This is a genomic window from Burkholderia sp. Tr-20390 (assembly GCF_017104595.1).
Classification (GTDB): Bacteria; Pseudomonadota; Gammaproteobacteria; order Burkholderiales; family Burkholderiaceae; genus Burkholderia.
The window spans coordinates 1-19,053 of record NZ_JAAGPC010000004.1 but is presented as its reverse complement, the minus strand read 5'-3'; the positions used below and the strand labels follow the sequence as shown (position 1 = coordinate 19,053).

Annotated in this window: 17 protein-coding genes; 6 read left to right on the top strand and 11 right to left on the bottom strand. The window is 66.6% G+C overall.

Features of this window, described 5'->3' with window-relative positions:
- Nucleotides 1-282 precede the first annotated feature (282 nt).
- Entirely contained in the window at nt 283-2,112 is a 1,830-nt protein-coding gene (glmS, locus tag G3N98_RS02630; RefSeq protein ID WP_174947408.1) for a glutamine--fructose-6-phosphate transaminase (isomerizing), read from the bottom strand.
- Nucleotides 2,113-2,268: 156 nt separating this feature from the next.
- Here glmS and G3N98_RS02625 point away from each other — a divergent pair, with 156 nt between their 5' ends.
- The gene (locus G3N98_RS02625) at nt 2,269-2,760 is read left to right on the top strand and encodes an Lrp/AsnC family transcriptional regulator (protein ID WP_021160045.1); all 492 of its coding nucleotides are present in this window, start codon (nt 2,269-2,271) and stop codon (nt 2,758-2,760) included.
- Nucleotides 2,761-2,819: 59 nt separating this feature from the next.
- On the opposite strand, the gene panB is transcribed toward G3N98_RS02625, so the two are convergent.
- Complete coding sequence (panB, locus tag G3N98_RS02620) at nt 2,820-3,677, bottom strand: 3-methyl-2-oxobutanoate hydroxymethyltransferase (protein WP_206147130.1); 858 nt, start codon at nt 3,675-3,677, stop codon at nt 2,820-2,822.
- A 77-nt stretch (nt 3,678-3,754) separates the two neighbouring features.
- On the opposite strand from panB, the gene G3N98_RS02615 reads away from it, so the two are divergent.
- Nucleotides 3,755-4,573 (top strand): helix-turn-helix transcriptional regulator, encoded by an 819-nt coding sequence (locus G3N98_RS02615; RefSeq protein WP_206147129.1) that lies wholly within the window; start codon nt 3,755-3,757, stop codon nt 4,571-4,573.
- Between the two features lie 19 nt (nt 4,574-4,592).
- Here G3N98_RS02615 and G3N98_RS02610 read toward each other — a convergent pair whose 3' ends face one another.
- From G3N98_RS02610 to G3N98_RS02600, 3 genes are all read right to left on the bottom strand, one after another.
- A complete protein-coding gene (locus G3N98_RS02610; protein WP_089432112.1) occupies nt 4,593-5,126 on the bottom strand; it encodes a methylated-DNA--[protein]-cysteine S-methyltransferase in 534 nt (177 codons plus the stop codon).
- Nucleotides 5,123-6,601: a DNA-3-methyladenine glycosylase 2 family protein gene (locus G3N98_RS02605; protein WP_175240506.1), complete on the bottom strand. Its 1,479-nt coding sequence runs from the start codon at nt 6,599-6,601 to the stop codon at nt 5,123-5,125. The genes G3N98_RS02610 and G3N98_RS02605 overlap by 4 nt, the downstream gene beginning before the upstream one ends.
- Nucleotides 6,602-6,664: 63 nt before the next feature.
- Entirely contained in the window at nt 6,665-6,925 is a 261-nt protein-coding gene (locus G3N98_RS02600) for a hypothetical protein (protein ID WP_206147128.1), read from the bottom strand.
- Between G3N98_RS02600 and G3N98_RS02595 the strand changes: the two genes are divergently transcribed.
- Nucleotides 6,924-8,216 carry an MFS transporter gene (locus tag G3N98_RS02595; RefSeq protein WP_206147127.1) on the top strand — a complete coding sequence of 431 codons (1,293 nt, stop codon included), beginning with the start codon at nt 6,924-6,926 and terminating at the stop codon, nt 8,214-8,216. The genes G3N98_RS02600 and G3N98_RS02595 overlap by 2 nt on opposite strands.
- A gap of 78 nt (nt 8,217-8,294) precedes the next feature.
- On the opposite strand, the gene G3N98_RS02590 is transcribed toward G3N98_RS02595, so the two are convergent.
- Nucleotides 8,295-9,398, bottom strand: a complete 1,104-nt coding sequence (locus tag G3N98_RS02590) for a LacI family DNA-binding transcriptional regulator (protein WP_175240504.1) — start codon at nt 9,396-9,398, stop codon at nt 8,295-8,297.
- An 82-nt stretch (nt 9,399-9,480) separates the two neighbouring features.
- Here G3N98_RS02590 and G3N98_RS02585 point away from each other — a divergent pair, with 82 nt between their 5' ends.
- Entirely contained in the window at nt 9,481-10,314 is an 834-nt protein-coding gene (locus G3N98_RS02585) for an NAD(P)-dependent oxidoreductase (protein WP_206147126.1), read from the top strand.
- Between the two features lie 203 nt (nt 10,315-10,517).
- Complete coding sequence (locus G3N98_RS02580) at nt 10,518-11,243, top strand: tetratricopeptide repeat protein (RefSeq protein WP_206147125.1); 726 nt, start codon at nt 10,518-10,520, stop codon at nt 11,241-11,243.
- A 63-nt stretch (nt 11,244-11,306) separates the two neighbouring features.
- On the opposite strand, the gene G3N98_RS02575 is transcribed toward G3N98_RS02580, so the two are convergent.
- The 3 genes from G3N98_RS02575 to G3N98_RS02565 form a co-directional block, all read right to left on the bottom strand.
- Nucleotides 11,307-11,627 carry a DUF1330 domain-containing protein gene (locus G3N98_RS02575; protein ID WP_206147124.1) on the bottom strand — a complete coding sequence of 107 codons (321 nt, stop codon included), beginning with the start codon at nt 11,625-11,627 and terminating at the stop codon, nt 11,307-11,309.
- 227 nt (nt 11,628-11,854) lie between these two features.
- A complete protein-coding gene (locus G3N98_RS02570) occupies nt 11,855-12,559 on the bottom strand; it encodes a hypothetical protein (RefSeq protein WP_206147123.1) in 705 nt (234 codons plus the stop codon).
- Between the two features lie 104 nt (nt 12,560-12,663).
- The gene (locus tag G3N98_RS02565) at nt 12,664-13,134 is read right to left on the bottom strand and encodes a MerR family transcriptional regulator (RefSeq protein ID WP_206147122.1); all 471 of its coding nucleotides are present in this window, start codon (nt 13,132-13,134) and stop codon (nt 12,664-12,666) included.
- A gap of 76 nt (nt 13,135-13,210) precedes the next feature.
- Here G3N98_RS02565 and G3N98_RS02560 point away from each other — a divergent pair, with 76 nt between their 5' ends.
- Complete coding sequence (locus G3N98_RS02560) at nt 13,211-14,455, top strand: NADH:flavin oxidoreductase/NADH oxidase family protein (protein WP_206147121.1); 1,245 nt, start codon at nt 13,211-13,213, stop codon at nt 14,453-14,455.
- A 169-nt stretch (nt 14,456-14,624) separates the two neighbouring features.
- On the opposite strand, the gene G3N98_RS02555 is transcribed toward G3N98_RS02560, so the two are convergent.
- Both G3N98_RS02555 and G3N98_RS02550 read right to left on the bottom strand, forming a co-directional pair.
- Nucleotides 14,625-16,742 (bottom strand): TonB-dependent receptor, encoded by a 2,118-nt coding sequence (locus G3N98_RS02555; RefSeq protein ID WP_206147120.1) that lies wholly within the window; start codon nt 16,740-16,742, stop codon nt 14,625-14,627.
- 53 nt (nt 16,743-16,795) lie between these two features.
- Nucleotides 16,796-18,910: a TonB-dependent receptor gene (locus tag G3N98_RS02550; RefSeq protein ID WP_206147119.1), complete on the bottom strand. Its 2,115-nt coding sequence runs from the start codon at nt 18,908-18,910 to the stop codon at nt 16,796-16,798.
- Between the last annotated feature and the right edge of the window lie 143 nt (nt 18,911-19,053).

Sequence of the window (19,053 nt, the reverse complement as noted above, 5' to 3'; positions counted from 1 at the left end):
TTAGTGCCAGCTACCTTCAGGGTTGCCCGGCCAGCGCGATTCTTCCTCGCTACGTGTTCGGAGAAGCAAGGAACCGGGGCCGGAGCTCCGGGGCCAACGGAGGTGGGGGGGTCTCCGAGTGGGAGGCGTTCTTGGAGGGCTGCGGGTTAGTTCTATTAGTTTCCCTTAAGCCCCGTCCCGCCTGGCTTTGCGGGCGGCCGGACGGCCTTAAGGAAAACTTCTGCAGCGAGCTCTAAGTAAAACTATTAGAACGTGCCACCCGCATCGCCGATTCGAAGCCCCTCACTCCACCGTCACCGACTTCGCCAGATTCCTCGGCTTATCAATATCCGTCCCTCGCGCCAGCGCAGCGTGATACGCGAGCAATTGCATCGGCACCGTATGCAGAATCGGCGAAAGCGGCCCGTAGTACTCGTTGAGCCGAATCACCTCGATCCCTTCACTCGGCACGAGTCCACAGTCCACATCCGCGAACACAAAAAGCCGTCCATTCCGCGCACTGACCTCATGCATGTTCGAGCGCAGCTTCTCAAGCAGCATGTCGTTCGGCGCGACCGCAATCACCGGCATTTCGTTACTCACCAACGCCAACGGCCCATGCTTCAGCTCCCCCGCCGGATAAGCCTCCGCATGAATATACGAAATCTCCTTCATCTTCAGCGCGCCTTCGAGCGCGATCGGATAATGCATCCCGCGCCCGAGAAACAGCATGTTGTCGCGTCGTGCGAGCAGCTCCGACCAGGCCATGATCTGCGGCTCGAGCGCGAGCACTTTCGACATCGCATCGGGCAGATGTCTTAGCGCACGCAGATGCTCCTTCTCTTCGTCGTCGCTCAACCGCCCACGCACCTGCGCAAGCGACAGCGTCAGCAGAAACAACGCAACGAGCTGCGTCGTAAAAGCCTTCGTCGAAGCCACGCCGATTTCAACGCCTGCACGCGTGACAAACTGCAGCGCACATTCCCGCATCAATGCACTCGTCGCAACGTTGCAGATCGCGAGCGTATGCATCATCCCGCTGCGCTTCGCGACATGCACCGCCCCGAGCACATCAGCCGTCTCACCACTCTGCGACACCGCGACAACGAGCGTACGCGGATTCGGCACACTATCGCGATACCGAAACTCGCTGGCAATTTCCACGCTGGCCGGCAGCTTGGCGATGCTCTCGATCCAGTACTTCGCCGTGAGCGCCGCGTGATAACTACCGCCACACGCGAGCAACAACACCGAATCGACGTCGTTGAAAACCCGCCAAGCACCATCACCAAACAACTCCGGCATGATCGAAGACACATCGAGCAACGTATCGGCCACCGCCTGCGGTTGCTCGAAAATCTCCTTCTGCATGTAGTAGCGATACGATCCGAGATCGGCCGCACCGCTATGCGCGGCGACTCGCTGCACCGCACGCTCGACACGCTGGCCGGCCGCATCGACGATCCAGTATCGGTGCAGTTGAATATCGGCAACATCACCGTTCTCGAGGTAAGCGATGCGATCGGTAATCCCCGACAGCGCAATCGCATCCGACGCCAGAAAATTCTCCCCTTCACCGACGCCCACGACGAGCGGCATGCCATCACGCGCACCGACGATCCGGTGCGGCTCGTCGCGGCACATCACCGCGATTGCATAACTGCCGCGCAGTCGCGCAACCGCGCGCCGCACTGCATCGAACAGGTCGCCGTCATAAAGATGATCGATCAGATGCGCGATTGCCTCGCTGTCGGTCTGGCTCGCGAACACGTAGCCATGCGCCTGCAGTTCCGCGCGCAGTTGATCGCAGTTCTCGATGATCCCGTTATGCGACAGCGCGATGCGCGCATTGGCGTCGCTCGGCGAGAAGTGCGGATGGGCGTTGAGCGTGACGGGCGCGCCGTGCGTGGCCCAGCGCGTATGCGCGATGCCGGTGTAGCCGGACAGCGCATGCTCGGCGATCTCGCGCTGCAGGTTGGCCACACGATCGACGCTGCGGGCGCGCGCCAGCGCCCGGTCGCGGTACACCACGACGCCGCACGAATCGTAGCCGCGGTATTCGAGCCGCTTCAGGCCGTCGACCAGGTTCGGCAGGATGTCCCGCTGGGCGACCGCCCCGACAATTCCACACATATCGCGCTCCGTAAATGTCCTGTCTGGATCAGTGAGAGCGATGGTAGGGCCAGCCAAATGGAATTAAATTTCAAAATACAATAGCAAATGAAATGAATGGCAGATCGTCTATCATGTTGAAATTAAATTTCACGCCCTGACCGGAAGGAGCCGCCGATGGCCGGCATCACCCTCGACGATCTCGACCTGCGCATCCTCGCGATCCTGCAGGACGACGCGTCGGTGTCGAACCTGCAACTGGCCGAGCGGGCGCTGTCGTCGCCGCCCACCTGCATGCGCCGCGTGCGCCGGCTGACGGAAGCCGGCGTGATCCGTCGGCAGGTCGCGGTGCTCGACCCGGTGGCGATCGGCACGGCCGTCACCGCGCTGATCGAGATCAGCCTCGACCGGCAGACGGCCGAAGACTACGACGCGTTCGAAGCGTACGTATGCGCGGAGCCGGCCGTCACGCAGTGCTATCGCGTGTCGCCGGGGCCGGATTTCGTGGTGGTGGCCGATCTGGCCGACGTCGCCGAATACGACGAATTCGCGCGACGGCTGTTCACCGGCGCATCGAACGTCCGCAACGTGCGGACGTTCTTCTCGACGCATCGCGCGAAGTTCGAAGCGAACGCTCGGGTCACGCACGCGATGCGCAAGCGCGCGTGAGGTGATCGCGCGATCATCCGCGATGCGTTCACGAATGCCTGCGCGATGTCATCACGTCATCACGCAGCAGCATCATCCGCGCCCACCAGTTGCAGCGGCTTGCCATACCCAAAGCAATGCGCTGGTTCCGGAAACACACGCTGCCGCACGTCGTGCGCGTACTGACGCATCGCATCGCGCATCACCGCATTCGCATCGGCATAACGCTTCACGAAGCGCGGCGTGTACGCATCGAATGCGCCGATCATGTCCTCGGTCACGAGCACCTGTCCGTCGCACGCGGGCGATGCGCCGATGCCGATCGTCGGGATCGTCAGCGTGTCGGTGATATGGCGCGCGAGCGCTTCTGCCGTCCCTTCGATGACGACGCTGAACGCGCCGGCCCGTTCCGCGGAACACGCGGCATCGAACACCTGCGCGGCCGAGCGCGGGTCCATCCCCTGCGCGCGGAAGCCGCCCGTCGCGTTGGCCTGCTGCGGCAGGAGGCCGACGTGCGCTATCACCGGAATGCCACGTTCGGTCAGGAAGCGAATCGTGTCGCCCATCTCGCTGCCGCCTTCGAGCTTCACACCCTGTGCGCCGGTTTCGGCGAGCAGGCGCGCGGCGGAGCGATACGCTTGCGCGGGCGATTCCTGGTACGTCGAGAACGGCAGGTCGACGACGACACATGCCTGCGCGGCACCGCGCACGACGGCCGCACCGTGTGCAATCATCATGTCGAGCGTGACGCGCAGCGTATCGGGCATGCCGTACAGCACCATGCCGACGGAGTCGCCGACGATGATCACGTCGGCCACCTCGTCGACCAGCTTCGCCATCGGCGCGGAATACGCGGTCAGCGACACGAGGCTGCCGATGCCCTTGGTCGAACGGATCGCGGTGACGGTCTTGCGGGTGGTGCGGGTATGAGCGCTCATGAGCGGAAGCCGTGTGAAAGAAGAGCCGCCACGGTAGCATCGCGCTCGTTCGTGCAATGACCTTCGGAGGACGTCTTATGGTGCTGGCGGGACAATCGGGTGACCCTTACGCGGTGCCGCCGATGGCGCGCCTGCCGAGGCCGCTGTATGTGCGCGCGTTCGGGATTCCCGGCAACGTGAGCATCGACGCGCACAGTCATCCGTGGGCGCAGCTGATGTATGCGACGAGCGGGGTGCTCGAGGTGTCGACGCCGTCGGGCCGGCACCTGTTGCCGCCGCACTATGCGATGTGGATTCCGCCGCACGTGCCGCATGCGGTGTCGACGCGCGATTGCGTCGCGTTCCACAGCTTGTATCTCGATGCGGCGATTGCGCGCGACGACGTGCACGACGATTGCGCGATCCTCTGCATGACGCCGCTGCTGCGCGAGCTGGTGCTCGCCACGGCCGAATTGCCGGTGAACTACGACGAGACGGGGCCGGACGGTGCGCTCGTCTGCCTGATCGCCGACCGGATCGCCCGCATGCGGCAGGCGCCGCTGACGGTGCCGCTACCGCGCGATCCGCGTCTGCTGAAAATCGCGCGCGCGTTGCATGCGTATCCGGGCGATACGCGCAATCTCGACGAATGGGGCCATCAGGTCGGCGCGACGCGACGCACGCTGTCGCGGCTGTTCCGGCAGGACACGGGGCTGTCGTTCACTGAATGGCGGCAGGCGGTGCGGCTGCTGGCGGCGCTGCCGCTGCTCGATGCGGGCGAGCCGATCGGCGCGGTGGCCGCGCAACTGGGCTATGACTCGACGTCGTCGTTCATCGCGCTGTTCCAGGCGAAATTCCAGCTGACGCCCGGCGCGTATGCGAAGCGTGAAGCGCGCCGGCCCGTGCTGAACGCGTGACGCGGCCGCACACTTCCTCTCAGAACGCGAGCGCCTGCTGCACCGGATGGTGGGCGCCGCGCTCGAACCCCGCGCCCTCGAGCGACAGCAGCGCGCGCTTGCGATCGATGCCGCCCGCATAACCGGTCAGGCTGCCCGACGCGCCGACCACGCGATGGCACGGCACCATGATCGACACCGGGTTCCGGCCGACCGCACCGCCCACGGCGCGCGCGCCGCTCATCGGCAACCCGACGCGCTCGGTGATGTCGCCGTACGTCACGAGTTCGCCGAACGGAATCGCGAGCAGTTCCTTCCATACCCGTCGTTGAAACGCGGTGCCTCGCAGGTGAATCGGCACGGAGAATGTCTCGCGCATGCCGGTGAAGTACTCGGCGACTTCTTCCGCGACCTTGCGCGCAAGCGGCGACATCGCGAGCGCGTCCGCCTCGGTCACGATCGCAACCGGCGGGAAGTATTTCTGGCCGACGAAGTAGAGGCCCGTCAGCGCATCGTCCTCGATGCGCACGGCGATGTCGCCCAGCGGGCTCGGAATCAGGTGAGCGGGAGTCATCGCGACACATCTCCATGAAGGCGCCACACGTGCAGTGCGGCATACGCGCGCCACGGCGCCCAGCGCGCCGCATGCGGCGCGGATGATGGCACACGGGTGCGCTCGGTGCGCGCGGGCAGCCACGCATCGTCGGCCGGGAACGCATTCGGCCAGGCCATCGCGCGCATCGCGACGTACTGCACCGCGTGCTCGTCGAAGCCGGGCAGCGCGCGCAATGCGTCAAGCGTCATGTCGAGCGGCGCCATCGGTTCGAGCGAGAGCGTGCCGTCGTCGACGGCGCGGGCGAGCGACACGATCGCCCGTGCGGGTTCGCGCGCGATGCCGATCGTTTCAAGCGCGGAAGGCGGCAGGGCGGCCAGCGTCGCGGCGGAGGGCAGCGCGTGCATGAGGCCCGGCGGCGCGCCTTCGATCGATGTGCCGAAACGTTCGGCGAGGCGCGCCAGCACCGGCGCGCCCGCAGGCGTCGCCGCAAGCCGTTCGCCTGCAATCGCACGGATCGCGATCTCGACGCCGTCGAACGCGCCGGGGACACGCAGGCCCGGCGAGCCGCTCGCGAGTTCGCCGAGATGCGCGTCGATCACGTCGGGGCGGCTGTCGAGATCGAACAGCCGCCGCACGCGCGCGAGCACGGCCGGTACGACCGGCGTCAGCGAGGGCGACACGGTGACGGCCAGCGCGAAGCGCTGCGGCACATGCGCGACGGACAGCCAGCCGGCAATACGCCCGCTACCGCCGTTGACGTTCGGGTTCGGCAATTCAACGACACGCGCATACCCCTGCGCATCGATCCGCTCGACACCGTCGATCTGCCGCTGCGCGAGAAAGCGCATCAGGTCGTCCCAAGCGAACGGCGGGCGATACGGCAGCGGAAACGTCATGTCGCCGTCGGCCGATGCGCGGGCTCCTTTGCGCAGCCGGAGCGGATTGAGGCCGTAACGCTGCAGGAACAGGTCGTTGAAGCGCCGCACGCTGCCGAACCCGGCCGTGGACGCGACGACGGCCACCGGCAGCGCGGTATCGGTCAGCAACCGCTTGGCCATCAGCAACCTGTGCGTCTGCGCGAACTCGACCGGCGACACACCGAACTGCGCGCCGAAGATCCGGCGCAGGTGGCGTTCGGTCACGCCGACACGCCGTGCGAGCGCATCGACGGAATGGGCATTCAGGAAACCGTCCTCGATCAGCGTGGCGGCCGCGTCGGCGAGCGTGCCGGACAGGTCGAGCAGCCCGTGGCCGGGCGCGAGCTCGGGGCGGCAGCGCATGCAGGGTCGAAAGCCGGCTTTCTCGGCGGCTGCGGCGCTCGGGTAGTAGCTGCAGTTCTGCGCTTTCGGCGGCTTCACCGGGCAGACGGGGCGGCAATACACGCCCGTCGTCGCGACGCCGACGAAGAACCAGCCGTCGAAGCGGCGGTTCCGCGAAAGCAGGGCGTCATAGCAGGTGTCGGGATCGAGGCGCATGAGACGACTGTAAACCATCCCGCCCGCCGATTCTGGCTGGAATCGGACATGTGTCTCGGTGGCCGCCCTCGCGCACGCCGGTCAGGAAAATCCGGGAAAAACGGTTAATGCCATGTAGTGAAACAGTCGTCTCTTTTGCGGTTGACTAATTTGAGATGACTCATCGAAATCCCCGACTGACAGGGCATGGGCGCACGTCCTATTCTTTGAAAAACGTTTTCCAGATTGATCGACGGAATCGGCCATGCGCGACAGGCGCACCGCCGTCCGCCCCGGCGCCGGTCGCCGGTCAACGAACAACGTGCGGCGCGACGGGCGCGGCCGCGCATCGGAGACATTCATGCAATCTGCCGTCGTCGGCGCCGTGCGCGCGGCCGCCAGCCGCTACCGCTGGACCGTCTGTGCGCTGCTGTTTTTCGCGACCGTCATCAACTACATGGATCGGCAGATCCTCGGCCTGCTCGCGCCGATGCTCCAGCACGACATCGGCTGGAGCCAGGTGCAGTACGGTCGCATCGTGATGGCGTTTTCCGCGTTCTATGCGCTGGGCCTGCTCGGCTTCGGGCGCATCGTCGACCGGCTCGGCACGCGCATCTCGTATGCGCTGGCGATGCTGGTGTGGAGCATCGCCGCGATGCTGCACGCGGCGGTCGGCTCGGTGATGGGCTTCGCGTTCGTGCGCGCGCTGCTCGGGATCGGCGAGGGCGGCAACTTCCCGGCCGCGATCAAGACCACGGCCGAATGGTTCCCGCGCCGCGAACGCGCGCTCGCCACCGGCATCTTCAACTCGGGCGCGAACATCGGCGCGGTGTTCGCGCCGGCGATCATCCCGGCGATCGCGGTGGCCTACGGCTGGCGCGCGGCGTTCGTGATCGTCGGCGCGATCGGCATCGTGTGGCTCGCGGTGTGGCTCGTGCTCTATCGCCAGGCCGATACGCGCGCGCTCGCCGCGGAGTACGACGAGCCGCGCGACGAAGCGGAAGCGCTCGACGCGGCGAACGCGAATGCCGGCGCGCCGCGCTGGGGCGAACTGATCCGCAAGCGCGAGACGTGGGCGTTCCTGATCGGCAAGTTCCTGACCGACCCGGTGTGGTGGTTCTACCTGTTCTGGCTGCCGAAGTGGCTCAACGAATCGCGCGGGATGGACATGCAGCACATCGGCCTGCCGCTCGTCTGCATCTATGCGCTGACGACGGTCGGCAGCATCGGCGGCGGCTGGCTGTCGTCGATGCTGCTGCGCGCGGGCTGGAGCGTGAACGGCGCGCGCAAGACGGCGATGCTGATCTGCGCATGCTGCGTGCTGCCGATCGCGTTCGTGTCGCAGGTGCAGAGCCTGTGGGCCGCGGTGCTGATCGTCGGCCTCGCCGCCGCCGCGCACCAGGGCTGGTCGGCGAACCTGTTCACGACGGCGTCCGACATGTTCCCGCGCCGCGCGGTGGCATCGGTGGTCGGCATCGGCGGGATGGCCGGTTCGATCGGCGGCGTGCTGTTCTCGGAAGTGATCGGCCAGGTGCTGCAGCGCACGGGCCACTACTGGGTGCTGTTCGCGATCGGCGCGTCGGCCTACCTGATCGCGTTGGGCGTGATGCACGTGCTCACGCCGAAGATGAAGCCTGCGCAGCTCGACGCATGAGTGCGTGATCGCGCGTCGACAAACGAACGCGCCGCCCTTGGGCGGCGCGTTTTCTTTTGCAGGCGCGAAACAGGAAACTCAGCCGACCGCGGCCGTCGACGCGCGCATGATCAGCCGCGGCTCGAACGTCGAATAGCTCGCATCGGTGCGGCCCGCGAGCGCGTCGATCAGCTTCTGCATCGCGAGCTCGCCCATGTTCTCGCTCTGGATGTCGACGGTGGTCAGCGCGGGCGCTGCGTATTCGCCGTACGGCACGTTGTCGATGCCGGCGACCGACACGTCCTGCGGCAACCGGAAGCCAAGCGACGTGGCCTCCTTCATGAAGCCGAGCGCGATCAGGTCGTTGTAGCAGATCACGGCCTGCGGGCGCTGCGGCCCGAGCATCACGCGCGAACACGCACGCTCGCCGGCCTCGGCGGTCGGCGCATGCGCATCGTGCACGTCGAGCGTGAGCCCGGCTTCCGCGAGACAGTCGCGCGCGCCCTGGATCCGTTCGTCGTTCACGCGTGCGGTGCCGAAGCCGAGATACGCGATACGCGTGTGGCCGAGATTGAGCAGGTGGCGCGCGAGCATGTAGGTCGACAGCCGGTTGTCGATGCCGACGCTCGGAATCGGCAGGCCGGGGCTGCGACGCAGCAGCACGAGCGGCTTGTTGAGGTCGAGCATCCAGCCGGCTTCGTCATCCGGCATCCGCGTGCTGACGATCAGCCCGTCGACGCGCTGCGCGAGCGCCTCGATCAGCGAGCGTTCGCGTGCCTGGCTCTCCTCGGTATCGACGAGCAGCAGCGTGTAGTCGTGCTGCAGCGCGACGCGGTTCGCGCCTTTCACCACGTTCGTGAAGTGCGGGTTGCTGATGTCGAGGATCACGAGGCCGATCGTGCGCGTGCGGCCGGTGATCATCGAGCGCGCGAGCGGGTTCGAACGGTAGCCGAGCCGCTCGATCGCCTCCTTGAGCCGGGCCTCGACGGTCGGCGAGAAGCGCTGCGTGCCGTTCACGTACTTCGATACCGTCGCGACCGACACGCCGGCTTCCGCCGCCACGTCGCGGATCGTCGGGGAAACTTTTTTCATTCGAAGGGTAACGTTTTCGTTCCGTAAGGCCGGATTGTGGCAGAAAAAGGGCGCGCGCGGCCACGCGCCGATATCGGGAAAGTGCGGATGGCTGCGAGCGGGTTCGACCATTGACGTTCGGCGGTGCGCCCGCGTATAGTTGGAAAACGTTTTCCGATTCAGTCAGATTTCAGGTCAGATTCAAGGAGAGTCAATGAACGCCTCATCCACCGGCGCGCGCAAACCGTTCGGGCGCCTGCTGCTGACGGGCGCGGCCGGCAACCTTGGCCGCCAGTTGCGCGGCGCGCTCGCCGCCTGGGCCGACGTCGTGCGCGTCAGCGACATCGCGACGCTCGGCGACGCGGCCGCGCATGAAGAAACCCGCGTCGTCGACCTGGCCGACCGGGCCGCGGTGATGCAGCTGGTCGACGGCGTGGACGCGATCGTCCACCTCGGCGGCATTTCGGTCGACGCGCCGTTCGACGATCTCGTCGGCGCGAACATCACCGGCACGTACAACCTGTATGAAGCCGCGCGCAAGCACGGCGTGAAGCGCGTCGTGTTCGCGAGCTCGAACCATGCGATCGGCTTCCATCCGGTCACGGAAGTGCTCGACGCCGATTCGCCGCTGCGGCCCGACAGCCTGTACGGCGTGACGAAGTGCTTCGGCGAATCGCTGTCGCGCTACTACTTCGACCGCTTCGGGATCGAGACCGTGTGCCTGCGGATCGGCTCATCGTTCGAAGTGCCAAAGAATCCGCGCATGCTCGTGACGTTCCTCAGCTATCGCGACTTCATCGAGCTCGTGCGCTGCTCGCTGCTGACGAACCGCGTCGGGCACGCGATCGTGTACGGCGCGTCGGACAACCCGGTGAAGTGGTGGGACAACACGAAGGCCGGTTTCCTCGGCTTCCGCCCGCGTGACAGCTCCGAGCAATTCGCCGGGCTGTTCCCGGTGACGGCGCCGACCGCCGACTACGACGATCCCGCGCAGCGGTTCCAGGGCGGCGGGTTCGTCGTCGGCGAGCCGATGGAGCGGAAGGGGTAGCCGGCACGGTGGGGCGAGGGCCGCTTCATTGACGACGGATTTGCGATTGCGGTAAAAGGAAAGCCATCCGGTGCGACAGGTTCCGCCATGCGGGGCCGCAGAACGACGATACGCACCGGACGTCTGCATGCGAAGCGCGACACGTGGGGGCACGATGTCGTGTTTCGCCGCAATCCGATCGAATAATCACAATATCGAGAGCAATGAAAAAAACCCTATTGGCGCTGTGCGCCGCGCTGGCCGTTGCGCCGGCATTTGCCGATTTGCAGAGCGGCCTGGACGCCTACAAGAAAGACGACTACCAGACAGCCATCCCCGAACTGACGACCGCGGCGAACGCAGGTAATGCCGAGGCGGCAGCATTGCTCGGTGAATACTACGGTCACGTAAACGTTGACAACGAGCAGGCGGTCAAGTGGAGCTTCATCGCCGCGCAGCATGGCGACATGAAGACGCAATACGACATGGGCGTACGGATCGACGATATCGCGTGGCGGCTGTTTCGGTACGAGGAGGATCCGGCCAAGCGTTATTTCCGCGTGGCCGCGGATTGCTTCCAGCTGGCAGCCGACCGTGGCTACGCACCCGCGCAGAGCGCGCTCGGCCTGATGTACGACATGGGGTTGAAGCTGCCCGCGGACCTCGACAAAGCCACTGCGCTGTATCGTTCGGCCGCGCGCCAGGGCGATCCGCTGGGGCTCGAAAGCATGGGAACGCTCTATCAGAAAGGGCGTGGCGTGAAGCAGAACCAGCTGACCGCGTACACGTTCTATCTCGCGGCGTTGAAATCCGCAAAGGGCAGCCGCAAGGTCGAGTTCTCCGAGGTATCGGCCGCCGAGCTCGACGGCGTGCTGTCGGCGCGCGATCGGGAGAAAGCGAAGGCGACGGTCGACGCGTGGGAGCCGGGGCAGCCGCTCGAAGGGATGTAACGCCGCCGTCGGCGCGTGGCGGCCCAACAGCCCGATTGGCGACCGGCGGCGTGTAATGCTTCGTCAGCGCAGGATGTCGGTCGCCTTGTGCCGCGCGTCGACGCCGTCGATCAGGATCAGCGGGCCGCTTGCGTGCCGCGCGCGCAGCGGCTGGATCTGCCGGTATGCATCCGATTCGTACCACGCGCGCGCCGTGTCCAGATCGGGAAACGCGATCGCGATCAGGTCGCCGCGCCACACGCCTTCACGTACCTCCGGCCGCGCGCCGTGAATCACGAAATGCCCGTCGTACGGCACGAGCGTGCCGTCGATGCATTCGAGGTATTCGACGATGTCGTCGCACATCTCGACGTCGTGCAGGTGGGCGATGGCGTAGGCGGTCATGGCTGGCTCCTTGATGTGATGCGGTTCATGCGTCGATGGAGCCATGATCGCGGCGCGGGCGGCGCGCGTCGATTACCTGCGACGTAAGCAAATCCGCGCGGCTGCGAAAGGGGGCAGGCGCGTGCCGGCAGACACACTGCGCGTGCGGCGCGGCAGCGTCCGTGCATACCGCTTATCCGCACGCATCGTCAGTCGCGGCACGGCAGCACGGCGGCGCTGCGTCACCGTCAACGCGTCTTGCTGCAAGCCGGATCGGTGCCGCGCCGCTCGGCCGAATCACACCAGTAATCCGGCCGCCACGCTTCGAACGTGACCGCTTTCGCCGCATTGGCGCGCGTGACGCGCACCGGGTCGGCCTTCAGCGCATCGCCGTTCGGGTCGTCGTTGAAGCGCCAGTTCCGGAACACCTCGCGATGGAACACCCACGTGCGATGCGCAGTGTCGTAGCGAAACGTGACACGATCGCGCCAGTGATCGTGGCCCGCGAATACGCCCTGTTCGATCGTGAAGGTGCGCGGTTCGATCGTGAGCGCGTTCTCGGCGACGCCATCGAGATACGGGTCGCCCATCCCGCCTTCGTCGGCTTTCATGATCACGGCGTCGTTGCGCGCCGCGAGCCGGTAGTGCCCGTCCTTGCCCGGCAGGAAGATCATCAGCGGACGCAGCGACGCCTTGCGCATCGAGTCGTCGGGCTGATGCGCGACGACGACATAGCCGATAGGGGGGCCGTCGGTCAGTCGCCCTGACGCGGCATCCATCGCTTCGTAGCCGGCGGGCAGCTGCGCGACGATCTCGTCCGGAAGGTCGGGGGCGGCGGGGCAGGCGAACGATGCAGGCGTATCGGCGCACGTCCGGGCGCAAGCGTTGCCGACGCCGATGCCGAACGTCAGCAGTGCGGCGACGAGGCATCCTGTGATGCGGGGGATCGTCATGCGGATCGGGTCTTGAAGTCGCGCCGCGGAAGCGGGCGCACGCGCGTCGACCCGTCTCGCCGCAGCGAAGGTTGATTGTTCGTCAGGTGACGCAGTGTAACCAGTCATGCGCGCTTGCGTGTTGGCCGCGGGACCGGCGCGGGCACCGGTGCCGACGCCGGCGCTTCGTCGGCCTGCGCGCACATCCGGTCGAGCATCCGTTGCGCGGTTTCCGCGCAATCCTCGCCCTCCGGCTTGTTCTCGATTTCCTCGATCAGCACCTCCAGATGTTGCCGGTTCTGCGCGAGACGCTGTTCGAGCCGCACGATTTCGTCGACCTTGTGCCGCAGCGCGACCAGCAGCTCGTCGCGCGGCCACGCGCCGAGATCGGGCGGCAACACCGCGCGGATCTCGTCGAGCGCAAAACCCGCGCGCTGCGCGCGGTCGATGATTGCGAGCCGCGTCAACGCTTCCGACCCGTATTCCCGATAGCCATTGGCTTGCCGACGGGCCGGTTCGAGCAGCCCGCTCGCTTCGTAGAAGCGGATACGGGACGCCGCGAGGCCGCTCGCCTTCGCCAGTTCGCCGATTTTCATGCTGTGCTCCAAAGGGCTTGACCTTAAAGTTGACTTTAAAGTTATCGTTGGGCATCGTCAATCGAGGGTGCCCTCCATGAACCTGTTTACACCGCTGACACTGCCCAACGGGGCGGTGATTCCGAACCGTCTGGCCAAGGCCGCGATGGAAGAGAACATGGCCGATGCGAACCATGCACCGTCCGATGCGTTGCTGCGCCTGTACCAGGCGTGGGCCGATGGCCAGGTCGGCCTGATCTTGACCGGCAACGTGATGGTGGACGGCCGCGCGATGACGGGGCCGAACGGCGTCGTGCTCGAGAGCGATGCGCATCTCGACCGCTTCCGCCGCTGGGCGCAGGTGGCGCGCTCGGGCGGCGCGCACGTGTGGATGCAGATCAATCATCCGGGGCGCCAGATGCAGGCGGCGCTCGGCCAGACGACGCTCGCGCCGTCGGCCGTGCCGCTCGCGCTCGGTGCGCTGTCGAAGCAGTTCCCGGTGCCGAAGGAGATGACGCGGGCCGATATCGCCGACGTGCAGCAGCGCTTCGTGCGCGCCGCGCAACTCGCGGAGCAGAGCGGCTTCACCGGCGTGGAGATCCATGCGGCGCACGGCTATCTGCTGAGCCAGTTCCTGTCGCCGCTGACGAACCGCCGGCAGGACCCGTGGGGCAGCAGCATCGAGAATCGCGCACGCCTGCTGCTCGACATCGTGCGGGACGTGCGCGCGACGGTGTCGCCGCAATTCGCGGTCGCGGTCAAGCTGAACTCGGCCGATTTCCAGCGCGGCGGCTTCAGCGCGGACGACGCGAAGCGCGTGGTCGAACTGCTGAATCCGCTCGGCGTCGATCTCGTCGAACTGTCGGGCGGCAGCTATGAAGTGCCGGCGATGCAGGGTGAGGCACGCGACGGGCGCACGCTGGCCCGCGAAGCGTATTTCCTCGAGTTCGCGCGCGACATCACGGCCGTTGCGCGGATGCCGCTGATGGTGACGGGCGGCATCCGGCGCCGCGTGGTGGCCGAGCAGGTGGTCGACAGCGGCGTGGCGATGGTCGGCATCGCGACCGCGCTGTCGATCGAGCCGAACCTGCCGCGCGACTGGCGGGCCGGCAAGGACAGCGCGCCGGTGCTGGAACCGATCCGCTGGAAGAACAAGGCGCTGGGCGCGCTGGCCAACATGGCCGTCGTCAAGTTCCAGCTCACGCGGCTGAGCGTTGGCCGGCGCACGCACCCGCAGGTGTCGCCGCTGCGCGCGCTGGTCGGGCAGCAACTGGCCGCGCAGTGCCAGACGCGGCGCTACCGGAAGTGGATGGCGGGGCGCGCGGCGGGCACGCGTGCGTGACGCGCGGTCATGCGGCCCGGCGAGGGATTCGTCGGGCCGCTGTTCGCCGAGCCAGGACGTTCATGCGGTTGCGTGAGTGGCCGCGCATTCGCGGTGAGGTCGCAATGCATGCGCCCGCGGCAGGGCATGCGCACTGGCGGGCGGGTGCGGCGCACCGCATCGCGCCGCATCAGAACCGGTAGTTCGCCACCACTTCGAGCCGCCGGTCGTTGCCGAGCAGGTATTGCGTCTCGTTGTAGTACGCGGACTGCACGAAGCGCCGGTTGAACACGTTGTACGCGCGCGCGGTGATCGTCGTGTCCTTGCGCGGCTTCCACGCGAGGCCGAGGTCGACGGTCGTGTACGACGGCATCACGAGCTGGTTCGCGGTGTCGGCGAAACGCTTGCCGACGTACTTGACGCCCGCGATGCCCGTCCAGTCCGGCGCGAAGCGCCAGCTCACCCACAGGTTCGCGAGCCGCTGCGGCACCGACACCGGCACGTTGCCCGCGCGCGATACCGTCGTGCCGCCGGACGTCTGCTGGAAGTCGTCGTATTTCGCGCGCAGGATCGACACGTTCGCGTCGACGCGCCAGTCCTTCGCGATCTCCGCGCCGACCGTGGCCTCGAGCCCGCGCGACGACTGCCGGCCGACCTGGATCGACTGGTTCGGGTTCAGCGGATCGGCCGTCAGCAGATTGCTCTTGACGATCCGGTACGCGGCCAGCGTCCATTCCGCCTTGCCGCCGAGGAACGACTGCTTCACGCCGATCTCGATCTGCCGGCCGGTCGCGAGCGTGAAGTTCGCCTTCGACGCATTCAGCGACAGCAGCGAGCTGATCGGATCGGCCGCGACCGAATACTGGCCGTATACGGCGAGGCCGGGCTGCACGTCGTACACGGTGCCGATGCGCCAGCCGGTGTTCGCGAACACCTTCGTGAATGCGCCGCCGTTCACGAGATCGTCGCGGTTCACGCTCGCATGGTCGTAGCGCAGCCCGCCGATCACCGACCAGCGCGGCGTGATCTCCAGCCGGTTCTCGGCGAACAGCGCGTACTGGTTCGCCTGGCTGCGGTACTTCGGATAGGTGCCGGCCGTGTTGATGAAGCTGCCCGGATCGAAGTTGAACGGATCGACCGTCGACGTGCCCGAATACGGCGAGTTGTTGTCGTGCTGGAACGTCGTGTGATTGAACTCGAAGCCCGTCGAGAACGTGTTGCGCATGCCGAGCAGCGCGGTGGTGACGGTGGCCGCCGTCACGTTGCCGTACTGCTCCTGGTCGTGGAAGATCTCCGTGAAGCTGCTGCGCCGCACTTGCGCGGTCGACGGCAGGTACGTGTAGTACTCCGCATCCTTCCAGTGACGGTTGCTCTTCATCCGGTACAGCGTGCTCGTCACGTTGAGGCTGTCGCTCGGCTGCCAGTTCGCCGCGACCGTCGCCCAGCTGTCGCGGAACGCGATGTCGCTGTCGCCGACGTTGTAGTTCTTCTTGTCGAGCGCGCGATCGCGCGCGCCGTTCACGAGCGGCACGCCGAAATACTGCATCGGATGCTGGAAGCCCTGCGCATACGACGCGGTCACGTACAGGTCGGCGCTCACGTCGTAGCGCAGCGCGCCGGAGATCGACAGGTTGCGCGAATTGCCGCGGTCGACCCAGTTCGACGAACGGTTGCCGCTGATGTCGAAGCGATAGGACAGCTGGTCGTTGATCGCGCCACCGCTGCCGAACGCGACCCGCGCCGTGCCCTCGGTGCCGCCGCCGACCTGCAGCTCGTTCCGGATCGCGCCGCGCGTCGGCTTCTTCGGCACGATGTTGACGACCCCGCCGATCGCGCCTTCGCCGTAGATCACCGAAGCGGGGCCGCGCAGCACGTCGATATGGTCGACCGACCACGTGTCGAACGGAAACGTGATGCCGATCGCGCCGTACGGGCGTACGCCGTCATAGAGCTGTGTGACCGACGACGCGCCGACGAAGCCGCGCGCGCCGAGCTCCGAGCCCCCGTTGCCCGGATGCGGCGACGCGCTGATGCCGGCGGCGCGGCTCACCGCGTCGACGATCGCGCTGTCGCCGCGCGTGTCGAGCGTGTTGCGATCGATCTGCTCGACGCTCGCGGGCGTTTCGAGCGAAGTCAGGCCGAGACGGCTGCCGGCGTCGAGCGGCTGCGTGAGCGGTGTCGCCTTCTGGGCGCTGACGCGAATCGGTGCGAGCGTGGCGCCGGCGCTCGCGGCATCGCTCTCCTGGGCTTGCCCGGCGGGCGAGAAGGCCGCGAGCAAGGCGGCGGGCAGCATCAATCTGAACTTCATGTTTCGAGATCCTTTGAATCTGTTCAATGCGGTGTTGCTTGTCAGGCCGGGCATCAGAACGCGTACCGCATGCCGGCGAACACGCTGCGCCCTTCGCCCGGATAGAAGATCGCGGTGTTCGCGGTGCGCGCATCGGCGACCGTGCTGATGTCGCTCACATAGCGCTTGTTGGTCAGGTTGCGCGCGTCGACGAACAGCGACAGGCCATTGCGGAAGTCGTAGCCGGCCTGCAGCCCGAGCAACGTGTAGCTCGGCACGCGCAACGTGTTCGCATCGTCGGCCCACGCGCCCGACGGCACCCAGTCGAGCGTCGCCGCGATGTGGAAGCCGCTCGGCCGCGCGTAGCCCAGCGTCGCGCGCAGCACGTTCAGCGGCACGCCGGCGATCCGGTTGTTGCCGTACTGCGGGTCGTTCTTGAAGCGGAAGTCGTTCAGGTTCCAGATGCCCGACAGCGTGACCTTGTCGCCCGCGCCGCGCCCGGTGACGTTGCGCAGCAACTCGACCGACGCGCCGGCCTCGATCCCTTGCAGCACCGTCTTGTTTGCGTTGAACGTCGACGCCGGCACGTCCGGGTTCGTCGTGTACTGCAGCAGCTGGTCGCGCACGAGCGAGCGATAGGCGGTCACGTCCCAGCTCACGCGCTCGCGCGCGCCGCGCGTGCCGAACTCGATCGTCCACGCGTGCTGCGCCGCGAGCGGCGTGAAGCGCGTCGTGTTCGAGAAGGTCTGCGTGAGGTCGGTGAAGTCGGGCACGTCCTGGCTGCGCGTGATGTCGACGTACGCCTGGGTGTGCGCGTCCGGCTGCCACAGCAGCCCGAGCTTCGGATTGACGCCGCTGTAGCTCGCGTTCGTCGACTTGGTGTTCGGGTTGCGCGGCAGCCTGCCGTTGTCGATGTACTCGCGCACCGAGTGCAGCACCTTCACACCCGTCATCAGCGCGACGGTCGGCATGAAGAACAGCCGGTTCTCGACGTACGCCTCGTAGTTGAACGCGGTCTGCGTCGAGTCGAGCGTCTGCGCGCCCTTGTTGCCGTTGACGTTCACGTACTGGTTCGCCTGCGTGCGGCCGCCGAAGAAGCGCGCACCGACGATCAGGTCGTTGCGCATCCCGCCGAGCGTCAGGTGGCCCGTGTAGCGCGGCGCGAAGCCGTAGGTCCAGCCGTCCTGGTCGAGCGCCTGGAAGATCGGGTGATAGAGGCTCTTGTGAATCGCCCACGTGTCGAACTGCAGCTCGCCCGAATCGAGCTTCACCGTCGTGCGGTTCGCGATCCGCTCGGTGCGCGTGTTGCGCGCCTGATCGCCCGAGATCGCATTCGGCGCGGCCTTGGTCGGATTGTTCAGCGCGTCGGACAGCGACAGCGTGCCGGGCAGCAACTGGTCGACGACGTACACGCCGACATAGAAGCGCGTCTCGACCGTCGGGCTGAACCGGTAGCCGACGTTCGCGTTGAACTGCTCGTATTGCCCCTTCGAATGATCGCGATAGCCGTCCGCGTGGTTGACGCTGAAGTTCGCGAGAAAGTCGAGCGGGCCGAGCACGCGCGAGATCTGCGCGCTGGTGCGCACCGTGCCGTAGCTGCCGCCTTCCACGCGCAGGATGTTCGGCGCGTCGGCGGTATGGGCGGTCGGCGTGATGAAATCGATCGCGCCGCCGAGTGTCGACGCCCCGTACGCGAGGCCGTTGCCGCCCTTGTAGACCTGCACCGCCTGCAGCGCGAGCGGATCGATCTGGTAGTAGTCGCCGCTGCCGTCCGCGAGGTTGGTCGGGATGCCGTCCTGCAGGATCTCGAGGCCGCGCGTGTGGTACGAGCGGGCGATCCCCGAGCCGCGAATCGACAGCCGCAACTCCTGGCCGTAGCGGTTCTCGACGAACACGCCGGGCACGTCCTTCAGCACGTCGCGCAGCGTGAACGCATAGGTGTTCCGGTAGCGGTCGGCATCGACGAAGCCCACCGAGCCGACCGTCTGCTCGAGCGTGCGTTTCAGGCTGCCGGTCGATTTCGATGTCAGCGAGTCGATCTCGCGGGTTGCGTTGACGTTGATCGCGGGCAGGGGCGACGCGGCCGGGGCGTCGGTTTGCGTGTCGGCGCCTTGCGCGCAGGCGGCCGACGCGAAGAGAACGGAGATCGCGCCGGACAGCGCGACGGCAATACGGGTCGAGGTAAACATGTCGTTGTACGTAGGGTGATGGAAATCGACGTGATCGCCGTGATCCCGGACAACTGGCAGCCGAACCGCGCGTAGGAGGCGACATGACTTTCTCCATCGTCGGGCGTTGCCCGGAGACGGGCCAGCTCGGCATCGCGATCAGC